Annotated in this window: 22 protein-coding genes; 8 read left to right on the forward strand and 14 right to left on the reverse strand. The window is 67.2% G+C overall.

Annotated elements, in window-relative coordinates; translation table 11 throughout:
* Positions 1–40: 40 nt before the first annotated feature.
* On the forward strand, positions 41–1,003 hold the full coding sequence (locus GNX71_RS15860) for a LysR substrate-binding domain-containing protein (protein WP_206179180.1): 963 nt from the start codon (positions 41–43) through the stop codon (positions 1,001–1,003).
* Here the strand turns inward: GNX71_RS15860 and GNX71_RS15865 are convergent.
* The 3 genes from GNX71_RS15865 to GNX71_RS15875 form a co-directional block, all read right to left on the reverse strand.
* Positions 952–1,713, reverse strand: coding sequence for a fumarylacetoacetate hydrolase family protein (locus GNX71_RS15865; RefSeq protein ID WP_206179181.1), 762 nt, complete (start codon positions 1,711–1,713; stop codon positions 952–954). The genes GNX71_RS15860 and GNX71_RS15865 overlap by 52 nt on opposite strands.
* A gap of 43 nt (positions 1,714–1,756) precedes the next feature.
* Positions 1,757–2,734 carry a tripartite tricarboxylate transporter substrate binding protein gene (locus GNX71_RS15870; protein ID WP_206179182.1) on the reverse strand — a complete coding sequence of 326 codons (978 nt, stop codon included), beginning with the start codon at positions 2,732–2,734 and terminating at the stop codon, positions 1,757–1,759.
* Positions 2,735–2,846: 112 nt separating this feature from the next.
* Positions 2,847–4,091 carry an aminotransferase class V-fold PLP-dependent enzyme gene (locus GNX71_RS15875; RefSeq protein ID WP_206179183.1) on the reverse strand — a complete coding sequence of 415 codons (1,245 nt, stop codon included), beginning with the start codon at positions 4,089–4,091 and terminating at the stop codon, positions 2,847–2,849.
* Positions 4,092–4,212: 121 nt separating this feature from the next.
* Here GNX71_RS15875 and GNX71_RS15880 point away from each other — a divergent pair, with 121 nt between their 5' ends.
* The 4 genes from GNX71_RS15880 (at position 4,213) to GNX71_RS15895 (ending at position 9,847) form a co-directional block, all read left to right on the forward strand.
* Positions 4,213–4,908 carry a GntR family transcriptional regulator gene (locus GNX71_RS15880; RefSeq protein ID WP_206179184.1) on the forward strand — a complete coding sequence of 232 codons (696 nt, stop codon included), beginning with the start codon at positions 4,213–4,215 and terminating at the stop codon, positions 4,906–4,908.
* A gap of 9 nt (positions 4,909–4,917) precedes the next feature.
* On the forward strand, positions 4,918–7,989 hold the full coding sequence (locus GNX71_RS15885; protein ID WP_206179185.1) for an FAD-binding and (Fe-S)-binding domain-containing protein: 3,072 nt from the start codon (positions 4,918–4,920) through the stop codon (positions 7,987–7,989).
* 62 nt (positions 7,990–8,051) lie between these two features.
* The gene (locus tag GNX71_RS15890; RefSeq protein ID WP_206179186.1) at positions 8,052–9,293 is read left to right on the forward strand and encodes a YbfB/YjiJ family MFS transporter; all 1,242 of its coding nucleotides are present in this window, start codon (positions 8,052–8,054) and stop codon (positions 9,291–9,293) included.
* Positions 9,293–9,847 (forward strand): MGMT family protein, encoded by a 555-nt coding sequence (locus GNX71_RS15895; protein WP_206179187.1) that lies wholly within the window; start codon positions 9,293–9,295, stop codon positions 9,845–9,847. Before GNX71_RS15890 ends, GNX71_RS15895 begins: the two co-directional genes overlap by 1 nt.
* Before the next feature lie 27 nt (positions 9,848–9,874).
* On the opposite strand, the gene GNX71_RS15900 is transcribed toward GNX71_RS15895, so the two are convergent.
* Complete coding sequence (locus GNX71_RS15900) at positions 9,875–10,909, reverse strand: AraC family transcriptional regulator (RefSeq protein ID WP_206179188.1); 1,035 nt, start codon at positions 10,907–10,909, stop codon at positions 9,875–9,877.
* 260 nt (positions 10,910–11,169) lie between these two features.
* Between GNX71_RS15900 and GNX71_RS15905 the strand changes: the two genes are divergently transcribed.
* Genes GNX71_RS15905 through GNX71_RS15915 form a run of 3 tightly spaced genes read left to right on the forward strand, consistent with a single transcriptional unit; the run spans position 11,170 to position 13,686 of the window.
* A complete protein-coding gene (locus tag GNX71_RS15905) occupies positions 11,170–12,006 on the forward strand; it encodes an AraC family transcriptional regulator (RefSeq protein ID WP_206179189.1) in 837 nt (278 codons plus the stop codon).
* Positions 12,007–12,013: 7 nt separating this feature from the next.
* Positions 12,014–12,946, forward strand: coding sequence for a response regulator transcription factor (locus GNX71_RS15910; RefSeq protein WP_206179190.1), 933 nt, complete (start codon positions 12,014–12,016; stop codon positions 12,944–12,946).
* Entirely contained in the window at positions 12,943–13,686 is a 744-nt protein-coding gene (locus GNX71_RS15915; RefSeq protein ID WP_206179191.1) for a response regulator transcription factor, read from the forward strand. The genes GNX71_RS15910 and GNX71_RS15915 overlap by 4 nt, the downstream gene beginning before the upstream one ends.
* A gap of 32 nt (positions 13,687–13,718) precedes the next feature.
* Here the strand turns inward: GNX71_RS15915 and GNX71_RS15920 are convergent, their stop codons facing one another.
* Genes GNX71_RS15920 through GNX71_RS15965 form a run of 10 tightly spaced genes read right to left on the reverse strand, consistent with a single transcriptional unit; the run spans position 13,719 to position 24,533 of the window.
* Positions 13,719–15,182 carry an NAD-dependent succinate-semialdehyde dehydrogenase gene (locus GNX71_RS15920; RefSeq protein ID WP_206179192.1) on the reverse strand — a complete coding sequence of 488 codons (1,464 nt, stop codon included), beginning with the start codon at positions 15,180–15,182 and terminating at the stop codon, positions 13,719–13,721.
* 10 nt (positions 15,183–15,192) lie between these two features.
* Positions 15,193–16,464 (reverse strand): 4-aminobutyrate--2-oxoglutarate transaminase, encoded by a 1,272-nt coding sequence (gene gabT / locus GNX71_RS15925; RefSeq protein WP_206179193.1) that lies wholly within the window; start codon positions 16,462–16,464, stop codon positions 15,193–15,195.
* Between the two features lie 34 nt (positions 16,465–16,498).
* Entirely contained in the window at positions 16,499–17,545 is a 1,047-nt protein-coding gene (locus GNX71_RS15930; protein WP_241027285.1) for an ABC transporter permease, read from the reverse strand.
* On the reverse strand, positions 17,542–19,047 hold the full coding sequence (locus tag GNX71_RS15935) for a sugar ABC transporter ATP-binding protein (protein WP_206179194.1): 1,506 nt from the start codon (positions 19,045–19,047) through the stop codon (positions 17,542–17,544). Before GNX71_RS15935 ends, GNX71_RS15930 begins: the two co-directional genes overlap by 4 nt.
* A gap of 18 nt (positions 19,048–19,065) precedes the next feature.
* Positions 19,066–20,148, reverse strand: coding sequence for a TMAO reductase system periplasmic protein TorT (gene torT / locus GNX71_RS15940; RefSeq protein ID WP_206179195.1), 1,083 nt, complete (start codon positions 20,146–20,148; stop codon positions 19,066–19,068).
* 44 nt (positions 20,149–20,192) lie between these two features.
* Positions 20,193–21,170 (reverse strand): biotin-dependent carboxyltransferase family protein, encoded by a 978-nt coding sequence (locus GNX71_RS15945; protein ID WP_206179196.1) that lies wholly within the window; start codon positions 21,168–21,170, stop codon positions 20,193–20,195.
* Complete coding sequence (locus GNX71_RS15950) at positions 21,160–22,059, reverse strand: allophanate hydrolase subunit 1 (RefSeq protein WP_206179197.1); 900 nt, start codon at positions 22,057–22,059, stop codon at positions 21,160–21,162. The genes GNX71_RS15945 and GNX71_RS15950 overlap by 11 nt, the downstream gene beginning before the upstream one ends.
* The gene (locus tag GNX71_RS15955) at positions 22,056–23,450 is read right to left on the reverse strand and encodes an acetyl-CoA carboxylase biotin carboxylase subunit (protein WP_206179198.1); all 1,395 of its coding nucleotides are present in this window, start codon (positions 23,448–23,450) and stop codon (positions 22,056–22,058) included. The genes GNX71_RS15950 and GNX71_RS15955 overlap by 4 nt, the downstream gene beginning before the upstream one ends.
* Before the next feature lie 11 nt (positions 23,451–23,461).
* On the reverse strand, positions 23,462–23,710 hold the full coding sequence (locus GNX71_RS15960) for an acetyl-CoA carboxylase (protein ID WP_206179199.1): 249 nt from the start codon (positions 23,708–23,710) through the stop codon (positions 23,462–23,464).
* 40 nt (positions 23,711–23,750) lie between these two features.
* Positions 23,751–24,533, reverse strand: a complete 783-nt coding sequence (locus tag GNX71_RS15965) for a 5-oxoprolinase subunit PxpA (RefSeq protein WP_206179200.1) — start codon at positions 24,531–24,533, stop codon at positions 23,751–23,753.
* Between the last annotated feature and the right edge of the window lie 90 nt (positions 24,534–24,623).

Genomic DNA, 24,623 nt, shown 5'->3' on the forward strand with positions numbered 1-24,623 from the left:
TACACGCACTTGTGATTTGAAATCACAGACAGGAGTCCCCATGCCACGCCTCGACGTCAACCGCTCCGGTGAAATGGAAGCCTTCGTGCAGGTGGTCGAATCCGGCGGTTTCTCCGCGGCGGCGCGCCTCCTGGACATGACGCCCTCGGCCATCAGCAAGCTGGTGGCACGGCTCGAACTGCGGCTGGGCATCCAGCTCGTGCACCGCTCCACCCGCAAGCTGCAGCTCACGCCCGAAGGGCTGCATTTCTACGAGCGCAGCACCCGCGTGCTGGCCGACATGGACGAGGCGGAGCGCTGTGCCGCCGCCGGTGCGGCGCCGCGTGGGCGGGTGAGCATCAACGCGAGCGTGTCGTTCGGACATCACAAGCTGGTGCCGCTGGTGCCGCGCCTGCTCGAGATGCATCCGCAGATCACGCTCGACATCGCACTCACCGACCGCATCGTCGACCTGATGGACGAGCGCGCGGACATCGCGATCCGCTGGGGCCAATTGCCGGCTTCAGACCTGGTGGCGCGGCGCCTGGGCGAGACGAACCAGGCCATCGTGGCCTCGCCCGACTACCTTGCGAAGTACGGCACGCCGCGCACGCCGCAGGAGCTGGAGGCGCACAACCGGCTCGGCTGGACCTACCGCCGCAACGCGCCCGATTGGCCGTTGCGCGTCGACGGCCGGACGATCACGATTCCCGTGGCGGGCCCGGTGCGCGCGGGCGACGGCGAGACGCTGCGGCAGCTCGCCATTGCAGGCGCCGGCGTGGCACGGCTGTCGCTGTATCACATCCAGCACGACATCGATGCGGGGCGACTGGTGCCGCTGCTGGAAGAGTTCAACCCGGCCGAGGCCGAGCCGATCCACGCGGTGTACATCGGCAAGGCCGGCACGCTGCCCGCGCGGGTGCGTGCGGTGCTCGATTTCCTGGTGGCCTGCTCGGGTGTGGGAGACGGGCGCTACACGCGCAAGCGCACTGCGCCGATGCCGGCGAATTCAGCCGTCACCTGATCGCCGCGGCGGCAGGGCAGCACGCCGACCCAGGAGCCGGTGGTGACGACCGTGCCGGCGCGCGCGGTCTGCCCGTGGCGCGTGATGTGGCGCAGCCAGATCGGCAGCAGCCAGGCGGGGTCGGCCAGCGGATGGGTGCCTTCGCGCACCACGACTTCGCCGTCGCCGATGCGCGTTTCACAGCGCTGCGAGGCCCAATCGATGGCGGCGTAGGGTTGCCATTCGCCGAGCACGAGCGCGCCGTGGACTTGCGAGTCGGCGAGGCGCAGCAAGGCGGGCGTGGAGGCCAGGTCCTGCCAGCGCGAATCGACGATTTCGATGGAGACGGCCATGGCGTCGATGAGCGAGGCCGCGTTGTCGTGATCGATCTTCGCGGCCTGTGCGGGTGTCACGTCCTGGCCAAGGCGCAGTGCGATCTCGGATTCGATGCCGGGCGTGTGGAAGACGAGGTCGTCGAAATTCGCCGGACTCTGGCGCACGCCGGACGGCGGCAGCGGCGCATGCGTGAGCGTCACGCTGCGCGAGCCGCCGCCTGATTTCCAGTGGCCGGGCACGGCACCGTCGTCGCCGAACCAGTCGAGCGCTGCGGCCACGGCGTCCTGCACTTCATAGGCCTGGCTGGCGTCCTGCAGCGCGTCGGTCCAAGGGGCGGCATCGAGGGTGCGGTTGCTGCGGCGTGCAGCGACCAGGGCGTCGGCAAGGGCGGTCATGGATGGATTCATCCGGCGATTCTGTCAGTTGCAACGCAGCACATCAGGTCTCCACGTGCACGTTCCCGTCCTTCACCACCTTCGCCCACTTGGCAATTTCAGTGCTGATGAACTGCTTGAACTTCTCCTGTGAACCACCGCCGTCTTCGGCGCCATAGGTGTCCAGGCGCTCCTGCACATCGGGCATTGCAAGCACCGTGTTCACATCGCGATTCACCTTCTGCGCAATCGCAGGCGGCAGCTTGCCCGGGCCGACCAGCCCGTACCACGTGGTGGCCTCGAAGCCTGCGAAGCCTTGTTCCTGCATCGTCGGCACGTTCGGATGGCCCTTGGCGCGTTTGGTGCGCGTCTGGGCGACTGCGATCACGCGGCCGTTCTTCACATGCGGCGTGGCGGCCGTCATGGTCTCGAAGCTGTACTGGATCTGTCCGCCCATCAGATCCGCGAGCAGCGGGCCGCTGCCCTTGTAAGGCACATGCAGCGCATCGACGCCGCCTTGCAGCTTGAACATTTCCAGTGCCAGATGCTGCGCCGAACCCGCACCGGCCGAGCCGAAGCTCACCGTGCCGGGCGCGGCCTTGCAGGCGGCGACGATGTCCTTCACCGTCAGCGCCTTCTGTCCCGGATTCGCGATCAGCAGGTTGGGCGTGACGCCCACGAGCACGATCGGCACGAAGTCGCGCTCTACGTTGTAGCGCAGCTTGGGCTGCAGGCTGGGCGCGAGCGCGTGGCTGTTGATGTGCGCCATCAGCAGCGTGCTGCCGTCGCTGGGTTGCTGGGCCACATAGTCGGCCGCGAGCACGCCCGCGACGCCGCCCTTGTTGTCGACGATGACCTGCTGGCCCCACATGATCGTGAGCTTCTGCGCGACCACGCGCGCGAGCGCATCGGTGCCGCCGCCCGGCGGAAAACCCACCACGATGCGCACCGGCCCCGAGGGCCACTCCTGCGCGAAGAGCCGGGGCACGCCCAGCGTGGCGGCCGCTGCGCCCGCGGCTTGAATGAGGGAACGTCTTTGCATCATCTTTGTCTCCGTGGTGTTGGGGGTCCGATGCGTGCCGGCCTGAGGAGTCCGGCAAGGTGGAGGCCGCCGCATCGTTCGAGCGACGCGTTGCGGCCGGGTGGGTGTACGCCTAGGCGGCTTTCTGCAAGCCGACGGGCGCTGCTGCGTGATTCGCGAAGTGGTCCATCGCCGCCTGCACGCCGCTGCCCGCGAGCTTGATGCCGGTGAGCTTCATGCCCATCTCGACGCCCGCGACCATGGCCACGAGGGTCAGGTCGTTGCTGTCGCCCAGGTGCCCCATGCGGAACATGCGGCCCTTGAGCTTGCCCAGGCCCGTGCCGAGCGAGAGGTCGAAGCGCTGGTGGATCAGGCGGCGCAGCGCATCGGCATCGACGCCTTCGGGCGTGATCACGCCGGTGAGCACGGGCGAGTACACGGCCGGGTCCGCGCACTGGATCGGCAGGCCCCAGGCATTGACCGCGGCGCGCACGCCGGCGCCCCAGCGCTGGTGGCGCGCGAACACGTTGTCCAGGCCTTCGCCAAGGATCATGTCGAGCGATTCCGACAGACCATAGAGCAGGTTGGTGTTGGGCGTGTAGGGCCAGTAGCCGTCCTTGTTCATCTCGACGATCTCGTCCCAGGCCCAGAAGGCGCGCGGGAGCTTTGCGGTCTTGGAGACTTCGAGCGCGCGCGGCGAGAGCGCGTTGAAGCTGATGCCCGGCGGCAGCATCAGGCCCTTCTGCGAGCCGCTGATGGTGACGTCCACGCCCCATTCGTCGTGCCGGAAATCGGCGCTCGCGAGACCCGAGATGCTGTCGACCATCAGGAGAGCAGGGTGGCCGGCCGCATCGATGGCCTTGCGCACCGCGGCGATGTCGGAGGTGACGCCGGTGGAGGTCTCGTTGTGCACCACGCACACGGCCTTGATCTTCTTCTCGGTGTCCTTGCGCAGGCGCGCCTCGATGAGTTCGGCCTGCACGCCGCGGCGCCAGCTCGGCGCATTCGGCAGGTATTCGTCTGTGCCCGAGAGCGCGAGGAATTCGGTCGAGAGGCCCAGGCGCGTGGCCATCTTCTGCCAGAGCGAGGCGAAGTGGCCGGTCTCGTACATCAGCACATGGTCGCCCGGGCTCAGCGTGTTCGCGAGCGCGGCCTCCCAGGCGCCGGTGCCCGAGGCGGGGTAGATCGCGACCGGATGCTTGGTCTTGAAGATCTGCTTGATGCCGCCGAGCACCTTCAGGCCGAGCGTGCCGAACTCGGGCCCGCGGTGGTCGATGGTGGGCAGGCTCATGGCCCGCAGGATGCGGTCGGGCACCGGGCTCGGGCCGGGAATCTGGAGGAAATGGCGGCCGGTGGGATGGATGTCGAGTTGCAGCATGGACTGTCCTTTCGCTTTCAGTTTTGCATTCAAAATGCTTTTTTGTTTGATGGTTTACCCTTAATTGATGGGGTTGTGGGTCCTATTTTTTGCATTCAAAATGCATTCAAAGGGAAAACCCATGACTGCTGAAATCATCGAGATCTCCAGGCTCGCGCTGCATGACCAGGTGGCTGCGCGTCTTCGCACGATGCTGGTGGAGGGGCACATCGCCCCCGGTGCCAAGCTCAACGAGCGCGAGCTGTGCCTGCAATTGCGCGTCTCGCGCACGCCGCTGCGGGAGGCCATCAAGCTGCTCGCGGCCGAGGGGCTGGTCGACCTCCTGCCCAACCGCGGCGCGGTCGCGGTGAAGCTCACCGAAGCCGACGTGCTCGACACCTTCGAGGTGCTCGCGATGCTCGAGGGCATGTCCGGCGAACTGGCTGCCAAGCGCATCACCGACGAAGAACTCGCCGAGGTGCGCGCGCTGCACTACGAGATGCTGGCCTGCTTTTCGCGGCGCGATCTCTCGGGCTACTACCGGCTGAACGCACGCATCCACACCGCCATCAACGAGGCCGCGGGCAACCCGGTGCTCGCGGGCACCTACCGCTCGATCAATGCGCGGGTGCAGTCGCTGCGCTTTCGCACCAACCAGAACGAGACCAAATGGAAGCACGCGGTCGACGAGCACGAGCAGATGATCCAGGCGCTGGCCGCGCGCGACGCGCAGGCGATGCGCAAGGTGCTCATCGCGCACGTGCTGCGCAAGCGCGACACCGTGCTGGAGCTGCTGCGCGCCGGCGAGATTTATCCCCAAGCCAACAAAGCGAGCTGACTCCACACCATGCGCATCGATCCCGCCAGCCACATGCAGCCAGCCGGAACCGTTCTTCCGCCCAACGACACCTGCGAGCTGCTCTCGCGCCGGCTGCGCGCCGAGACGCAAGGGGAGGTGCTGTTCGACGACGGCTCGCGCGGGCGCTACGCCACCGACGCGTCGATCTACCAGATCACGCCGGTGGGCGCCTTCGTGCCGACGAACGACAAGGACATCGCGACCGCCATCGACATCGCACGCGACCTCAAGGTGCCGGTGCTCGCGCGCGGCGGCGGCACCAGCCAGTGCGGGCAGACCACGGGCGCAGCGCTGGTCATCGACAACAGCAAGCACTTTCGCCGCGTGCTCGAGGTGAACGCGGAAGAGGGCACGGCCACTGTCGAACCCGGCCTCGTGCTCGATCACCTGAACGCGAAGCTCAAGCCGCTCGGGCTCTGGTATCCGGTGGATGTCTCGACGAGCGCGCAGGCCACGCTGGGTGGCATGGCGGGCAACAACTCCTGCGGCTCGCGCTCCATCGCCTACGGGAACATGGTGCACAACGTGCTGGGCGCGAGCGCGTGGCTGTCGAACGGCGAGCTGGTCGAGTTCGGCCCTGTGGGCACGCTCGGTGTGCGCGCGGCCGGCATCGCGCAGTTCGTGCGCGGCCTCGCGCGCCAGCAGCGCGACGAAATGGCGGCGCACTGGCCCAAGGTGATGCGCCGCGTGGCCGGCTACAACCTCGACATCTTCGACAACCAGAGCGAGAAGCCGTACACGGCCGATGGCAGCGTGAACCTTGCGCATCTGCTGATCGGTTCGGAAGGCACGCTCGCGTACACGAAGAGCCTCAGGCTCAAGCTCGCCCCGCTGCCGCGCGCGAAGGTGCTGGGCATCGTGAATTTCCCGACCTTCCATGCGGCCATGGATGCGGCGCAGCACATCGTGAAGCTCGGGCCAACGGCGGTGGAGCTGGTCGACCGCACGATGATCGAGCTGAGCCTGGCGAATCCGGCTTTCAAGCCGACGGTGGAGACTGCGCTGATCGGCAAGCCCGCGGCCATCCTGCTGGTCGAGTTCTCCGGCGCCGACAAGACCGCGCTGCTGCCGCAACTGAAGCAACTCGTCGAACTGATGGGTGACCTGGGCTTGCCCGGCAGCGTGGTCGAGATGCCCGACGACGCACGCCAGAAGAACCTGTGGGAAGTGCGCAAGGCCGGCCTCAACATCATGATGAGCCTGAAGGGCGACGGCAAGCCGGTGAGCTTCATCGAAGACTGCGCGGTGCCGCTCGAACACTTGGCCGAATACACCGACGCGCTCACCGAGGTGTTCGCCAAATACGGCAGCCGCGGCACCTGGTACGCGCACGCCTCGGTCGGCACGCTGCATGTGCGGCCGATCCTCGACATGCGCGCCGATGGCGCCACGAAGATGCGCGCCATCGCCGAAGAAGCCAGCGCGCTGGTGCGCAAGTACAAGGGTGCGTTCAGCGGCGAGCACGGCGATGGCCTGTGCCGCGGCGAGTGGATCGAATGGCAGTTCGGCCCGGCCATCAACGAGGCCTTCCGCGCGATCAAGAAGAAGCTCGACCCGATCGACCTGTTCAACCCCGGCAAGATCATCGACCCGCCGCGCATGGACGACGGCTCGCTGTTCCGCTTCGCGCCGCCCACGGCGCCCAGGCCCTACCGCCGCATCGAACTCAAGCCGGTGCTCGACTGGTCGGCCTGGAACGTCAATGCCGACCCGGTGACCGAGGTGACCACCGCGCCCGGCACCGGTGGCGACAGCACCGGCGGCCTCGCCAAGGCCGTGGAGATGTGCAACAACAACGGCCATTGCCGCAAGTTCGATGCCGGCACCATGTGCCCGAGTTACCGCGTGACGCGCGACGAGCAGCACCTCACGCGCGGCCGCGCCAACACGCTGCGCCTCGCGCTCTCGGGCCAGCTCGGCGCCGATGCCTTCACCGGCGAGGCCATGCACGAGACCATGGACCTGTGCGTCGGCTGCAAGGGTTGCAAGCGCGACTGCCCGACGGGGGTGGACATGGCGAAGATGAAGATCGAGTTTCTCGACCACTACAAGAAGCGCCACGGCCACACGCTGAAAGACAAGCTCGTGGCCTACATGCCCGACTACGCGCACAGGGCGAGCCGCATGCCGTGGCTGCTGAACCTGCGCAACAGCGTGCCGGGCGCGGCGTGGCTCGGCGAGAAGCTGCTGGGCTTTTCGGCGAAGCGTTCGTTGCCCGAATGGCGCAGCGACACCTTCTGGCGCGCGAAGGGCAACGAGCCCGGGTTGTTCGCCGACCAGGCCTCGGCACTGTCGGTGGCGGCGCGCGGCGGCAAGGTGGCGGTGCTCTTCGTCGATACCTTCAACGGCACCTTCGAGAGCGAGAACGCCTTCGCGGCCGCGCGCGTGCTCGAAGCCGCGGGCTATGTGCTGCACACGGTCGAGAAGAGCGGCGGGCATCATTGCTGCGGCCGGACCTTCCTGGCGAGCGGCATGGTGGATGAGGCGAAGGTGCGCGCCGGGGCGCTGATCGATGCGCTGCTGCCGCTCGCACAAGCGGGCATTCCCATCGTCGGCCTGGAGCCTTCATGCCTGCTCACGCTGCGCGACGAGACGCTGGTGATGGGCTTCGGCGACAAGGCGCAGACCGTGGCGAAGCAGGCGCTTTTGTTCGAGGAATTCATCGCGCGCGAAATCAAGGCCGGCCGCTTCGAGCTGGCGCTCAAGCCGTCCACGATGCCGATCCTCCTGCACGGCCATTGCCATCAGAAAGCCTTCGGCGCGGTGAGTCCGATCATGGAGGTGCTCAAGCTCATTCCCGGCGCCGAGCCCGAGCTGATCGAAAGCTCCTGCTGCGGCATGGCCGGCAGCTTCGGCTACGAGGCGAGCCACTTCGATGTCTCGATGCAGATGGCCGAGGCGAGCCTGCTGCCGGCCATCCGCGCGAAGCCCGATGCGGTGGTGGTGGCCGATGGCACCAGCTGCCGCCACCAGATCGGCGACGGAGCGCAGCGCGAGGCGGTGCATGTGGCGGTGCTGCTGGCGCGGCACCTGCTGAAGCTGGATTTGTCGACGCGGTAAATCGGCTGGCGCGCGGGCAGGATCGCGCGGGCTGCCGCAGAATGGGCGCGGCACCCGATCCAATGACGACCACGTTCACTTCCTCCACCGCATCCCCGCAGCCCACGCTGCGTCTGGCGTTCGCGCTGTCGATGGGTGCTGCCGTGTCGCTCGGCATCACGCGATTCGCCTACGCATTGCTGCTGCCGCCGATGCGTGCGGACCTCGGCTGGAGCTACGCGCTGGCCGGCGGCATGAACACCGCCAACGCGGTCGGCTACCTCGTCGGTGCGCTGGTCACGCCGGCGCTGATGCGGCGTTTCGGGGTGACGCGGCTCCTGGTCGTCGGTGCGGTGCTGGCCAGCGTGTTCATGGCGGGCAGCGGCTTCGTGACCGACGCGCCGGCCTTGCTGCTGCAGCGCTTGCTGGCCGGCGTGGCCAGCGCCTGGGTGTTCGTGGCGGGCGGGTTGCTGGCCGCACGGCTCGGTGAAGCGGACGCACGAGGCGGGGCCGCGCGCGGCGGGCTGCTGCTGGGCATCTACTACGGCGGCACCGGCTTCGGCATCCTGTTGTCGGCGCTGCTCGTGCCGCAGGTGCTGCGCGCGGCGTCGAATGTGCCGCACGGCTGGACCTGGGCGTGGTGGGCGCTGGCGCTTGCGAGCGCGGCCGCGACCTGCCTTCTGGCCTGGGCGGCACGCGCGATGCCGGATCGGCCTGCCGCGGCAACATCATCCGCCGCCAGTGCGATGCAGCCCGCAGCCGAGCCCGCGGCAGTGCGCCAATTCGGCTGGGCGCTCGCGGGCTACGCGCTGTTCGGCATGGGCTACATCGGCTACATGACCTTCGTGATCGCGCTGCTGCGGGAGCAGGGCGCCAGCGCCGGCTTCGTCACCTTGTTCTATGCCTTGCTGGGCATCGCCTGCGTGGCCTCGTCGCGCCTGTGGGCCGGGCTGCTCGATCGTTACCGCGGCGGCCAGCCGCAGGCGCTGCTGAACGGGCTGCTCGGCGTGGCCACGTTGCTGCCGGTGCTGAGCCCCTCGGCGCCGGTGGCACTGGTCTCGGGCGTGCTGTTCGGCGGGGTGTTCCTGTCGGTGGTGGCCTCGACCACCGCGCTGGTGCGCCACAACCTGCCGCCGGCACGCTGGGCGCAGGGCATCAGCCTGTTCACCATCGTCTTCGCGCTCGGGCAGATCGTCGGGCCGACGGTGACGGGCTGGATTTCGGACGGCCCCGGCGGCCTCGCACGCGGGCTGGTGGCCTCGGCGATCGCGCTGTGGCTCGCTGCGGTGCTGGCATCGCGCCAGCATGCGCTGAAGGAGATCTGATGACGGAACGAGACGACACCACCGGTTTCGCGCTGTTCGAAACCACCATCGGCATGTGCGCGCTGGCCTGGGGTCCGCAAGGACTGGTCGGCGTGCAACTGCCTGCCGACGAGGGCGAGCGGGCCACGCGGGCGCGCATGCGGCACCGCTTTCCGGACCTGCACGAAGGACTGCCGAACGACATGGCGCAACATGCCATCGTCGCGATCCAAGGCCTGTTGCAGGGCGTGCACGACGACCTGAGCCACATCGTGCTCGACATGCGCGGCGTGTCGGAGTTTCATCAACGCATCTACGCCATCGCGCGAAGCATTCCGCCAGGGCAGACGCGCACCTACGGCGAGATCGCCGAAGAGCTTGGCGACAAGGGCCTGTCGCGCGCCGTCGGGCAGGCGATGGGCCACAACCCCTTCGCACCCGTGGTGCCGTGCCATCGCCTGCTTGCGGCGGGCAACAAGCCCGGCGGTTTTTCGGCTGGCGGCGGCGCGCTTACCAAGCTGCGCATGCTCGGCATCGAGGACGCGCGGCCTAACGGGATGGCGTCGCTGTTCTAGCGGCGCAAAGGCGCCGACGTCGCAGCCTCAGCGCAAGCGATAGTCGCGCGGACTCCTGCCGGTCCAGCGCACGAAGGCATGTCGGAAGTTCGCGGCGTCGCTGTAGCCGAGTCGACTGGCGATCTCTTCGTTGGTCATGCGTGTCTTGCGCAGGTACTCGATCGCAAGCATCTGGCGGACGCCCGCGAGGATGCCCCTGTAGGTCGCGCCTTCGGTCTCGAGTTTCCGGCGCAGCATGCGCGACTGCATCGAAAGCTCCCTGGCCATCAACTCGATGGTCGGAAAACGCCATGGCATGTGTTCGATCAGCGTGCGTCGCACCACCGATGAGGTGCCTCCCGAAAGAGGGAGCTCGGCCAGGTACTGCTCGCAGATATCGTTGGCCATGGCATGGGTCACCAGATCCGGGAGCCTGGATGGAAGATCGATGCAAGGCGCTTCCAGCCACAGCTCGTTCCGGGGCTGCCGGAAATGCACAGGGCAGCCGAACAGCGTGCGATAGATGTCCGCGTGCGCGGGCTCGGGGAAGCAGACGTACAAGGCGCTGATGGCGAACGAAGGGCCGAGCAGGTCGCGGCCGAGGCGCAGGTGCGCAGCGAAGGCGAACTCCAATGCAAAGCGGTAGAGCGCATCGTTCGGATCCGGGCAGAGCACCACCTCATAGGTGTAGACAACTCTGTCTTCATCGCGCGTATAGGCGGCGGGGCCGGCCACCGGACCCATGATGCGGTTGTACTTGACCGTGAAGTCCATCAGGTCGGTTGCTGTCGGACTGCTCAACAGCCCATAGCCGTACATGCCGTAGGCGGTCAGGCCCATGCGTTCACCGGCGCGGATGGCGGCGCCCGGATCGGGCGCCAGGCGCATGGCGTTCCTGAACACGGTCGCTGCCTGGCCGTAGGAGATTCGCGTCGATGTCGAATTCAGCGCGTCTTCCGTGATGCCGCTGCCCGCCAGCGTCTGCGCGGGCGCGATGCCGTCTTCCGCGAGGACCGCGACGATGGCGACGATTCTTTGTGGCCCGTAGATGCGCGCCTCGAAGTCCGGTGGTGGGCGATGCACGATTCCTCCCTTTCTGTGGTGTCTGTCCACCGCGCCGATGGCGCCCGGCGCCCTGAGTGAACGCGAGGATAACGAACGCAGGTGGGGTGTCGCTCCGGGGTTTCCCGATGGCGAAACGGTTGTCTCGAATCACCGGCAAACGGTCCAAACGAACCTTTCAATCCGGACGATGAGACAGAAAGATCGAAGTCGCGGCAGCACCGCGAAAGCGGCAGCGCACCGTCTTCGTGCATGTTCAAAAAAGAAGGTTACCGCCAGGGATGAACAACAAGGGAAATCAGTCGCACGGCCTGCAGCGCCGCATACACCGGGTGCCTCAGCTTGCCGCCGCCGGAACCACGATCCAGACCAGCGATGCGGTCCTGCGGGAAATGTCCATCGACTACTTTCTCCTGGTGCTGGTGCGTTGCGGAAAGAGAAGCGTCGAGCGGGGTTCGAGCGTCTGCACCGCGGGACCGGGCGATGCCCTCCTGATGACGCCCGGGACGTACGACGTAACCAATTTTTCGGACGGCCACAAGGCCTACCGGTCCGATTGGCTGGCCTGGGATGCCAGCCTGCCGACCCCTGCGGATTCCCGGCTTGTCGAAGTCGAGCCGGTCGATGGCAGTCGGCTGCTCCCGGCTGTGGATGCCTCGCTCGAGAATGGTTTCGAGAGGGCGCGCAAGGCGCTCGAGTGCCACGATCGATTGCCGCCTTCGATCCTGAAGCACCGCGTGCTGGAGGTCCTGATCTGGTTGGCGGAACACGGGGTGCGTCTGGTGTCGCCGAGGCAGAAATCGCTGGGCGAGCAGATCCGCACGATGGTTGCCAACGACCCATCTGCGGACTGGAATGCATCGTCGCTGGCGGCCGCCTTTTCGATGAGCGAGGCCACCTTGCGCCGGCGCCTGGGCGCCGAAGGAACCTCGTTCAAGCAACTGGTCGCGGACGCCCGGATGGAGCAGGCCTTGAACCTTTTGTTGGCAACGGACCTGTCCGTCTACCGTGTCGCCCTCGACAACGGCTACAGCTCGACTTCGCACTTCGCGACCAGGTTCCGCGAGCGGTTCGGCCTTGCCCCATCGGAGGCGCGCGGACATCGCCGAGGTCTCTAGAGGCCGCGTGCAGCGCAAGAGCTTGCAGGCGCGCCTCGAGGTTGAGCGTTTCGTGATCGAAATTGACGATTACAGGCGCGCCGCACCTCGCGGGACCCGAACAATCGAATGCGCGAAGTGCGTGCAATCAACGCAATCGATATCGAAAACCATGGGAGGAGCCTGGGTGGAAAGGTACGAAGGATGGGGCCCGTCGTCGGGCATGCAGCCCCGGAAATTCCAGTACGCCGGCATGGCGTTCGAGACGTCCCGGCGGATCGCCGTGCTGGATGCCTCCAGGCCGAACAGGGACTACGCATGCGACCTGATTCGAACGATGGGCTACAGCAGTTCGGAGTTCACGCACATGCAGGATCTCGTCAACACATTGATGGTGGGAACGCGATTCGACATGGTGCTGGCTTCGTTCGATGGCGACCAGAATGCGGCGCTGTCCGGCGCGCGAATCCTCCGGCAGGTGGCGAAAACGGCGATGCCGGTGCTGCTGATGATGCAGCCCGACCAGTTTCGGGAAGCCGACGCCTTCGTCAGGGATTCAGCGGTCGATTTCGTCATGCTGCCTTGCGAGGAATGCGAAATGATCGCGCGGGTCGCCGCCTTCATGAAGACGGCCGATTCGGCGCCGTCCGTGCAGTTGTCCTTTGGACGCTACCGCTTCGAGCCTTCAGCCTCTTCGGTGAGTTTCGACGGCACATACGTTCAACTCCGGCCCAAGGAGTTCGAGCTCGCGTTGCTGCTGTTTCGCAATGCCGGCACCACGATGTCGCGCGATGAGATTTCCCAAGCCGTCTGGCGGCGCGGCGAACTGCAGGTCTCGACCAGAACCGTCGATATGCACATCGCGAACCTGCGACGCAAGCTCATGCTGCGCCCGGGCGGCGCCGCGAGGCTGTCCTGCGTGTACGGCCTGGGCTACGTCCTGCTGCTGGAAGACCAGTGAGCGGAATTTCGTACGAAACGCCCCGGCAGATCGCCGTCCTGGATGCCGGAGGATCCACCGGAGACCATGCACGCGAGGCAATTCGAACGATGGGCCACGAGGTGTTGGAATTCGCGCGCCCCGAGGACCTTGTGAGCGCACTGATGGTCGGCATGCAATTCGACATGGTGCTGGCTTCGTTCGACGGCGACCAGGATGCAGCGCTGGCTGGCGCAAGAACCGTGAGGCGTGCGGTGGGCATGGCAATGCCCGTGTTGCTGATGGTGCAGCCTGCCCAGCTTCAAAGGGCCGATTCCTTCTACATGGATCCGGCGGTCGACTTCGTCATGCTGCCCTGCGAAGAACGCGAAATGGTGGCGCGGGTCACCGCTTGCATGAAGGCTGCCGAGACGCGTTCGTCTGCGAAATTGTCATTTGGTCGCTACCACTTCGAACCACAGGACTGCTCGGTGCGCTTCGACGATCACCATGTTCTATTGAAGCCCAAGGAGTTCCGCCTGGCGTTGCTGCTGTTCAGAAGCGCCGGCAGGACGTTGTCGCGCGAATCGATCTTTCGAGTCGTCTGGCGCGGCAGCGAACGCGAGCTTGCAGGCCGGACGATCGATGTGCACATCGCGAACATACGGCGCAAGCTCATGCTGAACCAGGGCGATGCAGCAAGGCTGTCCAGCGTGTACGGCGCGGGCTATCTGCTGCGGTTCGAAGACCGGCGCGTCATGAATGCGCACAACGCGCACTAGCAAGACCGGTCTGTGGCTGTGGCGATTGGCGATTACTTGTCCAGCCCCGCGAGGCACACGTACTTCACCTCGAGGAAGTCGTCGAGCCCGTACTTGGAGCCTTCGCGCCCGAGGCCCGATTGCTTCACGCCGCCGAACGGCGCCTCGGCCGTGGAGACCAGCCCCGTGTTGACGCCCACGATGCCCGACTCCAGCGCCTCGGCCACGCGCATGATGCGGCCGATGTCGCGTGCATAGAAATACGCGGCCAGGCCGAACTCGGTGTCGTTCGCGGCTGCGATGGCTTCTTCCTCCGTGTCGAACGCAAAGATCGGCGCGAGCGGGCCGAAGGTTTCCTCGCGTGCGAACAACATGTCGGCCGTGGCGCCGCCGATCACCGTGGGCTCGTAGAAGAAGCCGCCGAGCTTGTGGCGCTTGCCGCCCGCGAGCACCTTGCCACCCTTGGCGAGCGCATCGGCCACATGCTCCTCGATCTTCTCGACCGCCTTGGCGTCGATCAGCGGGCCCTGCGTCACGCCGGGCTCGGTGCCGTCGCCGACCTTGAGCGCATTCACCTTGGCCACCAGCTTCTGCGTGAAGGCTTCGAGCACGCCGCGCTGCACGTAGATGCGGTTCGCGCACACGCAGGTCTGGCCGGTGTTGCGGTACTTGGAGACCATCGCGCCTTCGACGGCGGCATCGATGTCCGCATCGTCGAACACGATGAAGGGCGCGTTGCCGCCGAGCTCCAGCGAGAGCTTCTTGATGGTGTCGGCCGATTGCTTCATCAGCGTGCGGCCGACTTCGGTGGAACCGGTGAAGGTGAGCTTGCGCACGATGGGGCTGCGCGTCATTTCGCCGCCGATCTTGCTGGCCGAGCCGGTGAGCACCGACAAGAGGCCCTTGGGCACGCCGGCGCGTTCGGCCAGCTCGGCGAAGGCGAGCGCGGAGAACGGTGTCTGCGTCGCGGGCTTGACCACCATGGCGCAGCCGGCCGCAAGCGCGGGACCGGCCTTGCGGGTGAGCATGGCGGTCGGGAAGTTCCACGGCGTGATCGCGGCCGTGACGCCCACGGGCTGCTTCAGCGCGAGGATGCGACGGTCGGCCTGCGGCGCAGGAATGGTGTCGCCATAGACGCGGCGCGCCTCCTCGGCGAACCACTCGATGAACGAGGCGGCATAGGCGATCTCGCCCTTGCTCTCGGCCATCGGCTTGCCTTGCTCGGTGGTCATGATGAGCGCGAGGTCGTCCACGTTCGCGAGCATCAGGTCGTTGAGCTTGCGCAGGATCGCCGAGCGGTCCTTGGCGGGCACCTTCGCCCAGGCTTTCTGCGCCTTCTCGGCGGCGGCGATGGCGCGCACGGTCTCCTCGGTGCCGCACATCGGCACGGTGCCGATCTGCTGGCCGTTGGCGGGGTTGGTGACGGCCACAGTGGTGCCGTCGTCGGCATTCACCCAGGCGCCGGCAATGTAGGCCTGCTGGCGCAGCAGGGTCGGGTCTTTGAGCTTCAATGGCATGGGGGATGTCTCAGGATTGAAGGGCGGCGGCGAGGATTTCCAGTCCTTCCTCGAGCACCGCGTCCTCGATGGTCAACGGGAAGAGGAAGCGGACCACATTGGCATGCACGCCGCAAGTCAGCAGCAGCAAACCCGCGTCGCGCGCCCGGGTTTGCACCTGCTTCGTGAAGGCGGGGTCGGGGGCGCCGTCGGCTCCGGCGAACTCGACCGCCACCATGGCGCCGAGGCCACGCACGTCGCAGATCTGCGGCACCTTCGCGCGCAGCGCCTCGAGACGTGCCTTGAGCCGGTCGCCCAGCACCTGCGCGCGTTCGCAGAGCTTTTCTTCCTCGATCACGTCGAGCACCGCATGCGCGGATGCGATGGCCAGCGCATTGGCGGCGTAGGTGCCGCCGAGCCCACCCGGTGCCGGTGCATCCATCAGATCGGCGCGGCCGCAGACGGCCGACAGCGGCGTGCCGCCCGCCAGGCTCTTGGCCATGGTCATGAGGTCGGGCACCACGTTGTAGTGGTCCATCGCAAACCACTTGCCGGTGCGGCCGAAGCCGGTCTGGATCTCGTCGGCGATCAGCAGGATGCCGTGGCGGTCGCAGATGTCACGCAGCGCCCGCATGAACTCGGGCGGCGCCGCGTAGAAGCCGCCTTCGCCCTGTACCGGCTCGAGAATGATCGCGGCCACCTGTTCAGGCTCGATGTCGGCCTTGAACAGCTGTTCGATGGCGCGCAGCGAATCGTCCACCGACACGCCGTGCAATGCGATCGGCGCAGGCACATGGAAGATGCTGCCGGGGAAGGGGCCGAAGCCGGTCTTGTACGGCACCACCTTGCCGGTGAGCGCCATGCCCATGAAGGTGCGGCCGTGGAAGCCGCCGCCCAGCGCGATCACGCCGGGGCGGCGCGTGGCGGCACGTGCGATCTTGATGGCGTTCTCGACCGCCTCGGCGCCCGTGGTGAAGAAGGCGGTCTTCTTGGCGTGTGTGCCGGGCGTCAGCCGGTTGAGGCGCTCAGCCAGCGAGACCACGCTTTCATAGGGCACCACCTGGTAGGCGGTGTGGGTGAAACGGTCGAGCTGCGCGCGGATCGCCTCGACCACGCGCGGATGCCGGTGGCCGGTGTTGAGCACCGCGATGCCGGAGCCGAAGTCGATGTAGCGCCGGCCTTCCACGTCCCACAGTTCGGCGTTGAGCGCGCGTTCCGCGTAGATCGGAAAGCCGATGCCGATGCCGCGCGGCGTGGCGGCGATGCGCCGCGCGTCGATGGCGGCGTTGGTCTTGAGAGTCATGCGAGTTCCTTTTTTGTGTCTTGTCTGCCGGCGCTCAGTGGCTGCCCGGCGCGACCATGCGGTGGCGGATCTGGTCGGCAACCACGGCCACGATCAGCAGCGCGCCCAGCACCACCATCTGCAAGTACGAGCCGACGCTCGCGAGGTTCATGCCGTTCTGCACCAGGCCGATGAAGATCGCGCCCATCACCACGTTGGGCACCCGGCCGATGCCGCCGCGCAGGCTCACGCCCGCGATCACGCAGGCGGCGATGGATTCGAGTGCCACGGTGCCGCCCAGGTTGGCCTCGCCGGTTTCCACGCGCGCCGTCAGCAGCAGGCCGCTCACGGCCGCGAGGCCCGCGCACAGCAGGTAGGCCATCAGCAGCACGCGGCGGGTGTCGATGCCCGAGAGCGCCGCGGCCTTGGCATTGCCGCCGACTGCCAGCAGGTGCGTGCCGGTCGGCATGCGGCCCATGAGCACGCCCATGCCGGCCACGCACACGGCCGTGACCAGGATCGGTATCGGCACCCCGAGCAACGTGCCGAAGCCGAACAGTTCGCTGAACTCGCCGGGCATGCCCGACACCGGCACGCCGCCCGTGAGGAACAGCGCGAAGCCGAAGCCGATGGACTGCACGCCCAGCGTCACGATGAAGGGCGAGACGCCGATGAAGGCCACGCCGATGCCGTTGATCAATCCCACCGTCAACCCGGCCAGCAGCCCGCAGACGCAGCCGGCGATCACGACCACCCAGGTGGCATCGGGAAGGGCCGCGCCGAAAAACTGCATCGCGAGCGCGGAGACCACCGAGGTGATCGCCATCACGGTGCCCACCGAGAGGTCGAAGCCGCCGGTCACCAGCGCGAGCATCTGGCCCATCGACACCAGGATCAGGTAGACCGACTGGCGCAGCAGGTTCACCAGGTTCTGCACCGTGAGGAACTGGTCCGACAGTGTGCTGAACACCACGAAGGCGATCACCAGCATGAAGGGCAACACGCCCAGGCGCAGGAACAGGGTGCGCAGCAGGCCGAGCAGGCGGCCGCCGGGGCCGGGGGCAGGCGCCGCCATGGCGGTCGCGTTGGAGGACGGGGTCATGATTTTCTTTCGCTGGAACCGAAGAACAGGTTGAGCACGCGGGTCTCGCTGATCGCGTCGCCCTGCAGTTCGCCGGCGATCTCGCCGCGGCACATCACGTAGACGCGATGGCTCAGGTGCAGCACCTCGGGCAGGTCGGAAGAGATCACGACCACCGCGGCGCCGCCTTCGCAGAGCTTCTTGATCACCTGGTAGAGCGCGCTGCGGGTGCCGACGTCCACGCCGACCGTGGGCTCGTCGAACACGTAGAGCGCGGCGTCGCGCGTCATGCCCTTGCCGAACAGCACCTTCTGCTGGTTGCCGCCCGAGAGCAGCGCCACCGGCCGCTCGAGATTGCGCGGCGCGAGTTCCACGCGCTCGGCGGCGGCCGTGGAAAGCCGGCGTCCGAGGCGCTGGCGCAGCCATCCGCCGCGGCCGCGCAGCGGCCCGTGCACCAGCGGCAGGGTGATGTTGGCGCGCGACGTGAAGCCCAGCACCAGCCCTTCGCCCTTGCGGTCCGGGGGCAGGTAGAAGAGACCCTCGTCGAGCAACCGGCGCACCTTCGCGCCGGTGCGCGGCTGGCCCTTGAAGAGCACGCGGCCTTCGCTGACGGCATCAAGCCCGTAGATGGCGCGGAACAGCTCCGACTTGCCGCAGCCCACCAGGCCCGCCAGCCCGACCACTTCGCCGCGTCGCACCGTGAGGCTCGCGTTGCGCACGCCGTTGGGCGAACTCAATCCCTCGACCTGCAGCACCACTTCGCCGGGGTTGGCGGCGATGCGGGGGTAGATCTGTTCGATGGCCCGCCCGCTCATCAGCTCGATCAGCCGGTCGGCGCTCGTCGCATGCGCATCCACCGTCGTGACCTTGCGGCCGTCGCGCAGCACCGTGATGCGGTCGGCGATCTGCGCGATCTCCTGCATGCGGTGCGAGATGTAGACAATGCCCACGCCGCGCGCCTTGAGCCGTGCGACAAGTTCGAACAGGCGCTGTGTCTCGGTGTCGGTCAGCGAGGCGGTCGGTTCGTCCAGGATCAACACCGACACCTCGCCGCGCAGGCCCTTGGCGATTTCCACCATCTGCTGCTGCGCGCGCGTGAGGCCCGAGACGGGCGCGTCGACGTCGATGTCGAAGCCCAGATCGGCCAGCATGACGCGCGCACGTTCACGCACCGCGCCGCGGTCGAGCAGGCCGCCTTTGCAGGGCTCTTCGCCCAGGCTCAGGTTCTGTGCCACCGAGAGCGTGGGGATCAGTGAGAACTCCTGGAACACCGCGCTGATGCCGTGGCGCCGGGCGTCGTGCACGTTCGCAAACCGCACCGGCTCGCCGTGCATGCGGATCTCGCCGGCCGAGGGCGTGTTGGCACCGGCCAGCAGCGAGATGAGCGTGGACTTGCCGGCCCCGTTCTCGCCGAACAGCACGTGCACCTCGCCCGCGCGCAGTTCGAAGTCCATCGCATCGAGCGCCAGCACGCCCGGATAGCGTTTGCAAAGGCCGAGTGTTTGCAGCAGGAGCGTGGGCATGAACGACGGCATGCGGGCTTACTTGACCTCGAACACCGGCTTGAAGCCCGGTGGCGGCAGGATGTCGTCCAGCTTCACCGTCTTGATGTTGCTGCTGTCGACCACGAAGATCTTCGGGCCGACGTGCTTGACCACGTCCTTGCTCTCCAGCAGGCGCACCGCCTGGTCGACCGCGATGCGGCCCTGGATCACCATCGAGTCGGCGGGCGAGGCCACGATGCGGCCCTTCTGGATGCCCTCGTAGACGCCCGGCGTCATGTAGAACGAGAGCACCTGCACCTTCTTGTCGAGATTGCGCGAGCGCAGGATGCCGGTGGCGGCTTCGGCGGTCACCGCCGTGCCGGCCACATAGGCCAGGTCGGGGTTGCCCTGCAGCACGTCCTCGACCAGCTTGGCTTGCGCCTCCTTGCCGGTGTCGCCGTACTTCGGATCGAGCACCACCACCGCGCTGCCCTTGACCGCTTCCATGAAGCCCTTATGCGCGGCCTCGACCCAGCCGGCACCGGCCGGGCCGGGGAACCAGCCGACCTTCACCGGCGCCGAACCGGCGGGGTGCTTCTTCGCGAGGTACTCGCCGGTCGAGTGGCCCATCGTGTAGAACGACACGAGCGACTTGGCGGACAGGTCGGGCGAACTGATGCCGTTGACCAGGTCGATCACCGGCACCTTCTTCGCGGCGGTGGCCTTGATGACGTTGTTGAGCCCGTCGCCCGAGATCGCGCCGATGATCACCGCGTTGGCGCCGCGCGCCACGCAGTCCTCGATCTGCGACACCTGCTTGGCGAGGTTGGTGTAGCCGCCCGCGTCGGCCACCTGCAGCTTCACGCCCTGGCGCCGGGCCTCCTCGATCACGCCGTAGTCCACGCCGAGCCAGTAGGCGTCCTTCATGTGCGGGAACGACACGCAGATGTCCCACTTCTTCGAAGCCTTGGCGAGCGGCGTGTAGTCGATGGGCGATTTCTTGCCCTCGGCCGAGAAGGCGGGCTCGGTGGCCTCGGCCTTGTAGGGGAACCAGTCGGCCGCGGAGGCATGGCCGTGCCACAGCATGGCGGCGGCGAGCGAACTGACGATCAATGAAACGCGCAGGGGCGAGCTGTTCATGAAGAACTCCTTGGGTGACAGCGGAAAAAGAAGAAGAGAGGGACTCAGGCCGCGAGCGCGGCCCGCAGGCGGTCGAGCCGTCGTCGTCGCTCGGCGCGGGCTTCGAGGGCCTCTGCCATGTCGACCTCGACGAAGCGGGCCTTGTGGTTCGGCTGCATCTGGGCGATCAGGTCCATGTCGGCACTGATCACGGTGCCGACCATCGCGTAGCCGCCACCGGACACCGCATCGCGGTGCAGGATGATCGGCTCACGACCGCCCGGCACCTGGATGGAGCCGTAGGGGTAGCCCGCATCGACGATGTTCGAGGGATCGTCGCCCGCGCCGAACGGCGGCGTGCGCTCGAGGAACTTCAGCGGCGTGCCGTTCTTGTAGCGGTAGCCGATGCGGTCGGCCTCGGAGCCGACGGTCCAGGTGTCGGCGAAGAAGCTCTGCACCGACATGTCCTGCAGGCGGTGAAAGTAGATGCCGGGCAGCACGCGCAATGCGACCTCCTTTGCAAGCGCCGGCAGCCATGCCGCATCTACCTTGCGGCCCGGCCGGGCGACGGAGGAGGGCGTGCCCACGGGCAGCCTGTCCCCGGCCAGCAGCTTGCGGCCGTTGAAGCCGCCGAACGCACCGAGGCCGTAGGTCGAGCGGCTGCCCAGCACCACCGGCACATCGATGCCGCCGCCCACTGCGATGCACATGCGCGCACCGAGCTTCATGAAGTCGAAGCCCAGCGTGTCGCCGGCTTGCACCGCGAAGGATTCGTTGCGCGGCATCTCGTTGCCGTTGAGCTTGATCTTCGCGTCGGCGCCGGTGACGGCCACGAGCGCGGGCGCATCGAACTGCAGTTCGGGCCCGAGCAGCGTGCTCTCGATGACGGCGGCACCTTCGTCGTTGCCGACCAGCAGGTTCGCGAGCACCAGGCTTTGCTGGTCGAGTGCGCCCGACAGCGGAATGCCCAGGTTGTAGTAGCCGGGGCGGCCCGCGTCCTGCACGCTGGTCGCGAGGCCGGGCTTGCGCACTTCAATCGCCATGGAGCACCTTCAGGAGCTGTTGGTTGTAGCCATCGGGGTTGGCCAGAAAATCCTTGAGCGAGAACGACACCGGTGCGATGCGCAGGGCGTAGGTTCCGGCCTCGACCTCGGCGATCTGTCGGTCGTATTCGGCGCGATCGATGGGCTTCCACTTGACGATGTCGCCGGGCCGGAAGAACACCATCAGGTCCTTCAGGTACGACAGCCGCTGGGCCGGGTCGAAGATCGGTGCGGGCGTGACGCCGAACATCTGGTAGCCGCCCGCGCCGCGCACCGAGTAGATGCAGCTGAAGCAGCCGCCGTGGCCCAGCGTCAGTTTGGGGGTGTCGGTGCGCGGGCTCAGGTACTTGGGCACCTGGATCTGGCGCTCGCGCTCGACCATCTGGAAGAGAAAGGGCAGCCCGGCCACGAAGCCGACCATCGACACGAACCACGGCGCCGACGAATGCGCTTCGATGAAGGCCTCGACCGAAGCGTGGCCGTTGATGCGCGCGGCATATTCGATGTCGGTGCTCGACGGGTCCTGGTGGCGCTCGCGAAAACGCATCAGCGTCTCGTGCGTCCACGGGTCGTTGTAGAGCACCGGGACTTCGATGATGCGGGTCTCCATCTGCAGGTCGGCTTCGCCAAGGCCCGCTTCGATTTCCTTCAGCGTGGCGAGCAATGCGTCGGGCACGATCACGTCGGGGTCGAAGCGCACGAGGTAGGCGGCGTTGGCCGGGCAGATCTCGGTCACCCCCGGCAGCGCACGGCGGCGCAGTTCGTTGCAGATGGCCATGCCCTTGAAGAAGGCCGGCAGCGACATCTCTTCGCTGATCTCGACGAACAGGTGCTCGTCGCCGCCGAAGCTGTAGCGGGCCTGGGCGGGAAGGGTGGTTGCAGCGGTCATGCGGGCACCTTCGCAAGTGGGGCGGCGTCGGGCAGTGGATTGGCCTCGAGCCAGGTTTCGAGGAAACCCGTGTGGAACGCGGCCCTGGCCACGTCGGCGTCTTCGCACAGTGCGCGATGCAGCGGGATCGTGGTGTGGATGCCTTCCACCTGCAGCTCGCCGAGCGCGCGGCGCATGCGGCTCAACGCGCCCGCGCGATCGGTGTCGTGCACGATCAGCTTGCCGAGCAGCGAGTCGTAGTACGCGGGCACGGTGTAGCCGGGGAACAGCATGGTGTCGAAGCGCACGCCCGGGCCGCCGGGCACCACGAGCTGCGAGACCAGCCCCGGGCTCGGCATGAAATTCTTCGCCGCGTTCTCGGCGTTGATGCGCACCTCGATGGCGGCGCCGGTCAGGCGGATGTCTTCCTGCTTCAGGCGCAGCGGCTGGCCGAGCGCGATGCGCAGCATTTCCTTCACCAGGTCGACACCCGTGATCATCTCGGTGATCGGGTGCTCGACCTGGATGCGGGTGTTCATCTCGATGAAGAAGAACTCGCGCGTGTCGTCGTCGTACAGGTACTCGAGCGTGCCGGCACCGCGGTATGCCACCGCGTTGGCCAGGCGCAGCGCCGACTCGCAGAGCGCGGCGCGCGTGGCCCCGCTGATGGCGGCCGAAGGCGCTTCTTCCCACACCTTCTGGCGACGGCGCTGCAGCGAACATTCGCGCTCGAAGCAATGCACCACGCGCTGCCCGTCGCCCAGGATCTGCACCTCGATGTGGCGGGCCTGGCGGATGAAGCGTTCGAGGTACACCTCGCCGTTTCCGAAGGCCGCCAGTGCCTCGGCCGTGGCGGTGGCGAACTGCTGGCGCAGCTCGGCCTCGTCGTGCGCCACGCGAATGCCGCGTCCGCCGCCGCCGGCCGAGGCCTTGATCATGATCGGGTAGCCGATGTCCTTCGCAACCTCCACAGCGGTGTCCGGATCGGTCACGACGCCCGCGCTGCCGGGCACGGTGGGCACGCCGGCCTTCATCGCGGCGGCGCGCGCGGCGGCCTTGTCGCCCATGGTGCGGATCGCGTGCGGCGTCGGGCCGACGAACACCAGGCCGGCCGCCTCGACGCGCTCGGCGAAGTCTGCGTTCTCCGAGAGGAATCCGTAGCCGGGATGCACCGCGCCGGCCCCGCTCTCGGCAGCCGCCTGCAGGATCGCGTCGACGCTCAGGTAGCTCTTCGTCGCATGGGCAGGGCCGATGCGCACGGCCTCATCGGCCATGCGGACGGCGAGGCTCTGGGCGTCGGCATCGCTGTAGACGGCAACGGTCTTCAGCCCCAGTTCCTTGGCGGCGCGGATGATGCGCACCGCGATCTCGCCACGGTTGGCAACGAGCAGTTTGTCGAATGCAGCGTTCATCGGACCCGGTCTCACACCGCTTCGATGATGGCCAGCACCTGGCCCGGATCGACCGGCTCGGCGTTCTCGACCGCAAAGCGCACGATGCGCCCGGCCGCATCGGCCGTGACCTCGCTGAACTGCTTCATCACCTCGACCAGGCCCAGCACGTCGCCCACGGCCACCACCTCGCCTTCGGCCTTGAAAGGCGGCGCGTCGGGCGCCGAGCGGCGGTAGAAGGTGCCCGGCAGCGGGCTCAGGACTTCATGGGTAGCGGACATCGATGCACTCCTGGAACAAGAACGGGAACGGGGGAAAGACTCAGGCCGGCGTGGCAAGTCCGGCAAGACCGGTGATTCGGATGTCGTGCTCGGCGAGGGCGCGCCGCGTGGCCTGCACCAGCGCGAGCGCGCCCGGTGTGTCGCTGTGGATGCAGACCGAGTCGAAGCCGATGGCAATGTCCTTGCCCTCGACCGTGCGCACCACGCCCTCGGTGCAGGCGCGCAGCACCTTGGCCGCCACCGCATCGGGTTCGAGTGCGCCGACGCGGCGGGTGAAGACGATGGAGCCGCTCAGGTCGTAGTCGCGGTCGGCGTAGAACTCGCGCACCACCGGCTGGCCGAGTTCGCGCGCCACCTGGAAGGTGACGGACGATTCCATGCAGAACAGGCGCAGCGTGGGTTCGATCTGCTGCAGTGCGGTGACCAGTGTGCGCGACAGCGCCTCGTCGCGCGCCGCATGCATGTAGAGCGCGCCATGCGGCTTGATGTGCTGCAGCGTCATGCCCGCCAGCCGCGCGAACTCGCGCAGTGCGCCCAACTGGTAGACCATGTCGTTCACCAGTTCTTCGGCCGGTGCGTTGATGTGCCGGCGCCCGAACCCCACGAGGTCGCGAAAGCCGGGGTGCGCGCCGATGCCCACGCCGTGTTCCCGGGCCAGCAGCACCATCCTGCGCATGATGTTCGGATCGCCCGCATGGAAGCCGGTCGCGATGTTGGCCGAGCTGATCAGCGGCATGAGTTCTTCGTCCACGCCATCGCCGATGGTCCACGGGCCGAAGCCTTCGCCCATGTCGGAGTTCAGATCGATCCGCGTTTTCTTCACGTCTTGCAGCCTTTGTTTCGTTGGCATCGCCGGAGGCCGGCAATGCAGGACGGAGCGAAGATTAGTGAGCAGCCAAAAGACTGAAAAGCA

Source organism: Variovorax sp. RKNM96, from assembly GCF_017161115.1.
Lineage (GTDB): Bacteria > Pseudomonadota > Gammaproteobacteria > Burkholderiales > Burkholderiaceae_C > Variovorax.

Coding starts and splice junctions, on each gene's coding strand:
- GNX71_RS15860 (WP_206179180.1), top strand. CDS start 41: ATGCCACGCCTCGACGTCAACCGCTCCGGTGAAATGGAAGCCTTCGTG.
- GNX71_RS15865 (WP_206179181.1), bottom strand. CDS start 1,713: ATGACCGCCCTTGCCGACGCCCTGGTCGCTGCACGCCGCAGCAACCGC.
- GNX71_RS15870 (WP_206179182.1), bottom strand. CDS start 2,734: ATGCAAAGACGTTCCCTCATTCAAGCCGCGGGCGCAGCGGCCGCCACG.
- GNX71_RS15875 (WP_206179183.1), bottom strand. CDS start 4,091: ATGCTGCAACTCGACATCCATCCCACCGGCCGCCATTTCCTCCAGATT.
- GNX71_RS15880 (WP_206179184.1), top strand. CDS start 4,213: ATGACTGCTGAAATCATCGAGATCTCCAGGCTCGCGCTGCATGACCAG.
- GNX71_RS15885 (WP_206179185.1), top strand. CDS start 4,918: ATGCGCATCGATCCCGCCAGCCACATGCAGCCAGCCGGAACCGTTCTT.
- GNX71_RS15890 (WP_206179186.1), top strand. CDS start 8,052: ATGACGACCACGTTCACTTCCTCCACCGCATCCCCGCAGCCCACGCTG.
- GNX71_RS15895 (WP_206179187.1), top strand. CDS start 9,293: ATGACGGAACGAGACGACACCACCGGTTTCGCGCTGTTCGAAACCACC.
- GNX71_RS15905 (WP_206179189.1), top strand. CDS start 11,170: ATGAACAACAAGGGAAATCAGTCGCACGGCCTGCAGCGCCGCATACAC.
- GNX71_RS15920 (WP_206179192.1), bottom strand. CDS start 15,182: ATGCCATTGAAGCTCAAAGACCCGACCCTGCTGCGCCAGCAGGCCTAC.
- gabT (WP_206179193.1), bottom strand. CDS start 16,464: ATGACTCTCAAGACCAACGCCGCCATCGACGCGCGGCGCATCGCCGCC.
- GNX71_RS15930 (WP_241027285.1), bottom strand. CDS start 17,545: ATGACCCCGTCCTCCAACGCGACCGCCATGGCGGCGCCTGCCCCCGGC.
- GNX71_RS15935 (WP_206179194.1), bottom strand. CDS start 19,047: ATGCCCACGCTCCTGCTGCAAACACTCGGCCTTTGCAAACGCTATCCG.
- torT (WP_206179195.1), bottom strand. CDS start 20,148: ATGAACAGCTCGCCCCTGCGCGTTTCATTGATCGTCAGTTCGCTCGCC.
- GNX71_RS15945 (WP_206179196.1), bottom strand. CDS start 21,170: ATGGCGATTGAAGTGCGCAAGCCCGGCCTCGCGACCAGCGTGCAGGAC.
- GNX71_RS15950 (WP_206179197.1), bottom strand. CDS start 22,059: ATGACCGCTGCAACCACCCTTCCCGCCCAGGCCCGCTACAGCTTCGGC.
- GNX71_RS15955 (WP_206179198.1), bottom strand. CDS start 23,450: ATGAACGCTGCATTCGACAAACTGCTCGTTGCCAACCGTGGCGAGATC.
- GNX71_RS15960 (WP_206179199.1), bottom strand. CDS start 23,710: ATGTCCGCTACCCATGAAGTCCTGAGCCCGCTGCCGGGCACCTTCTAC.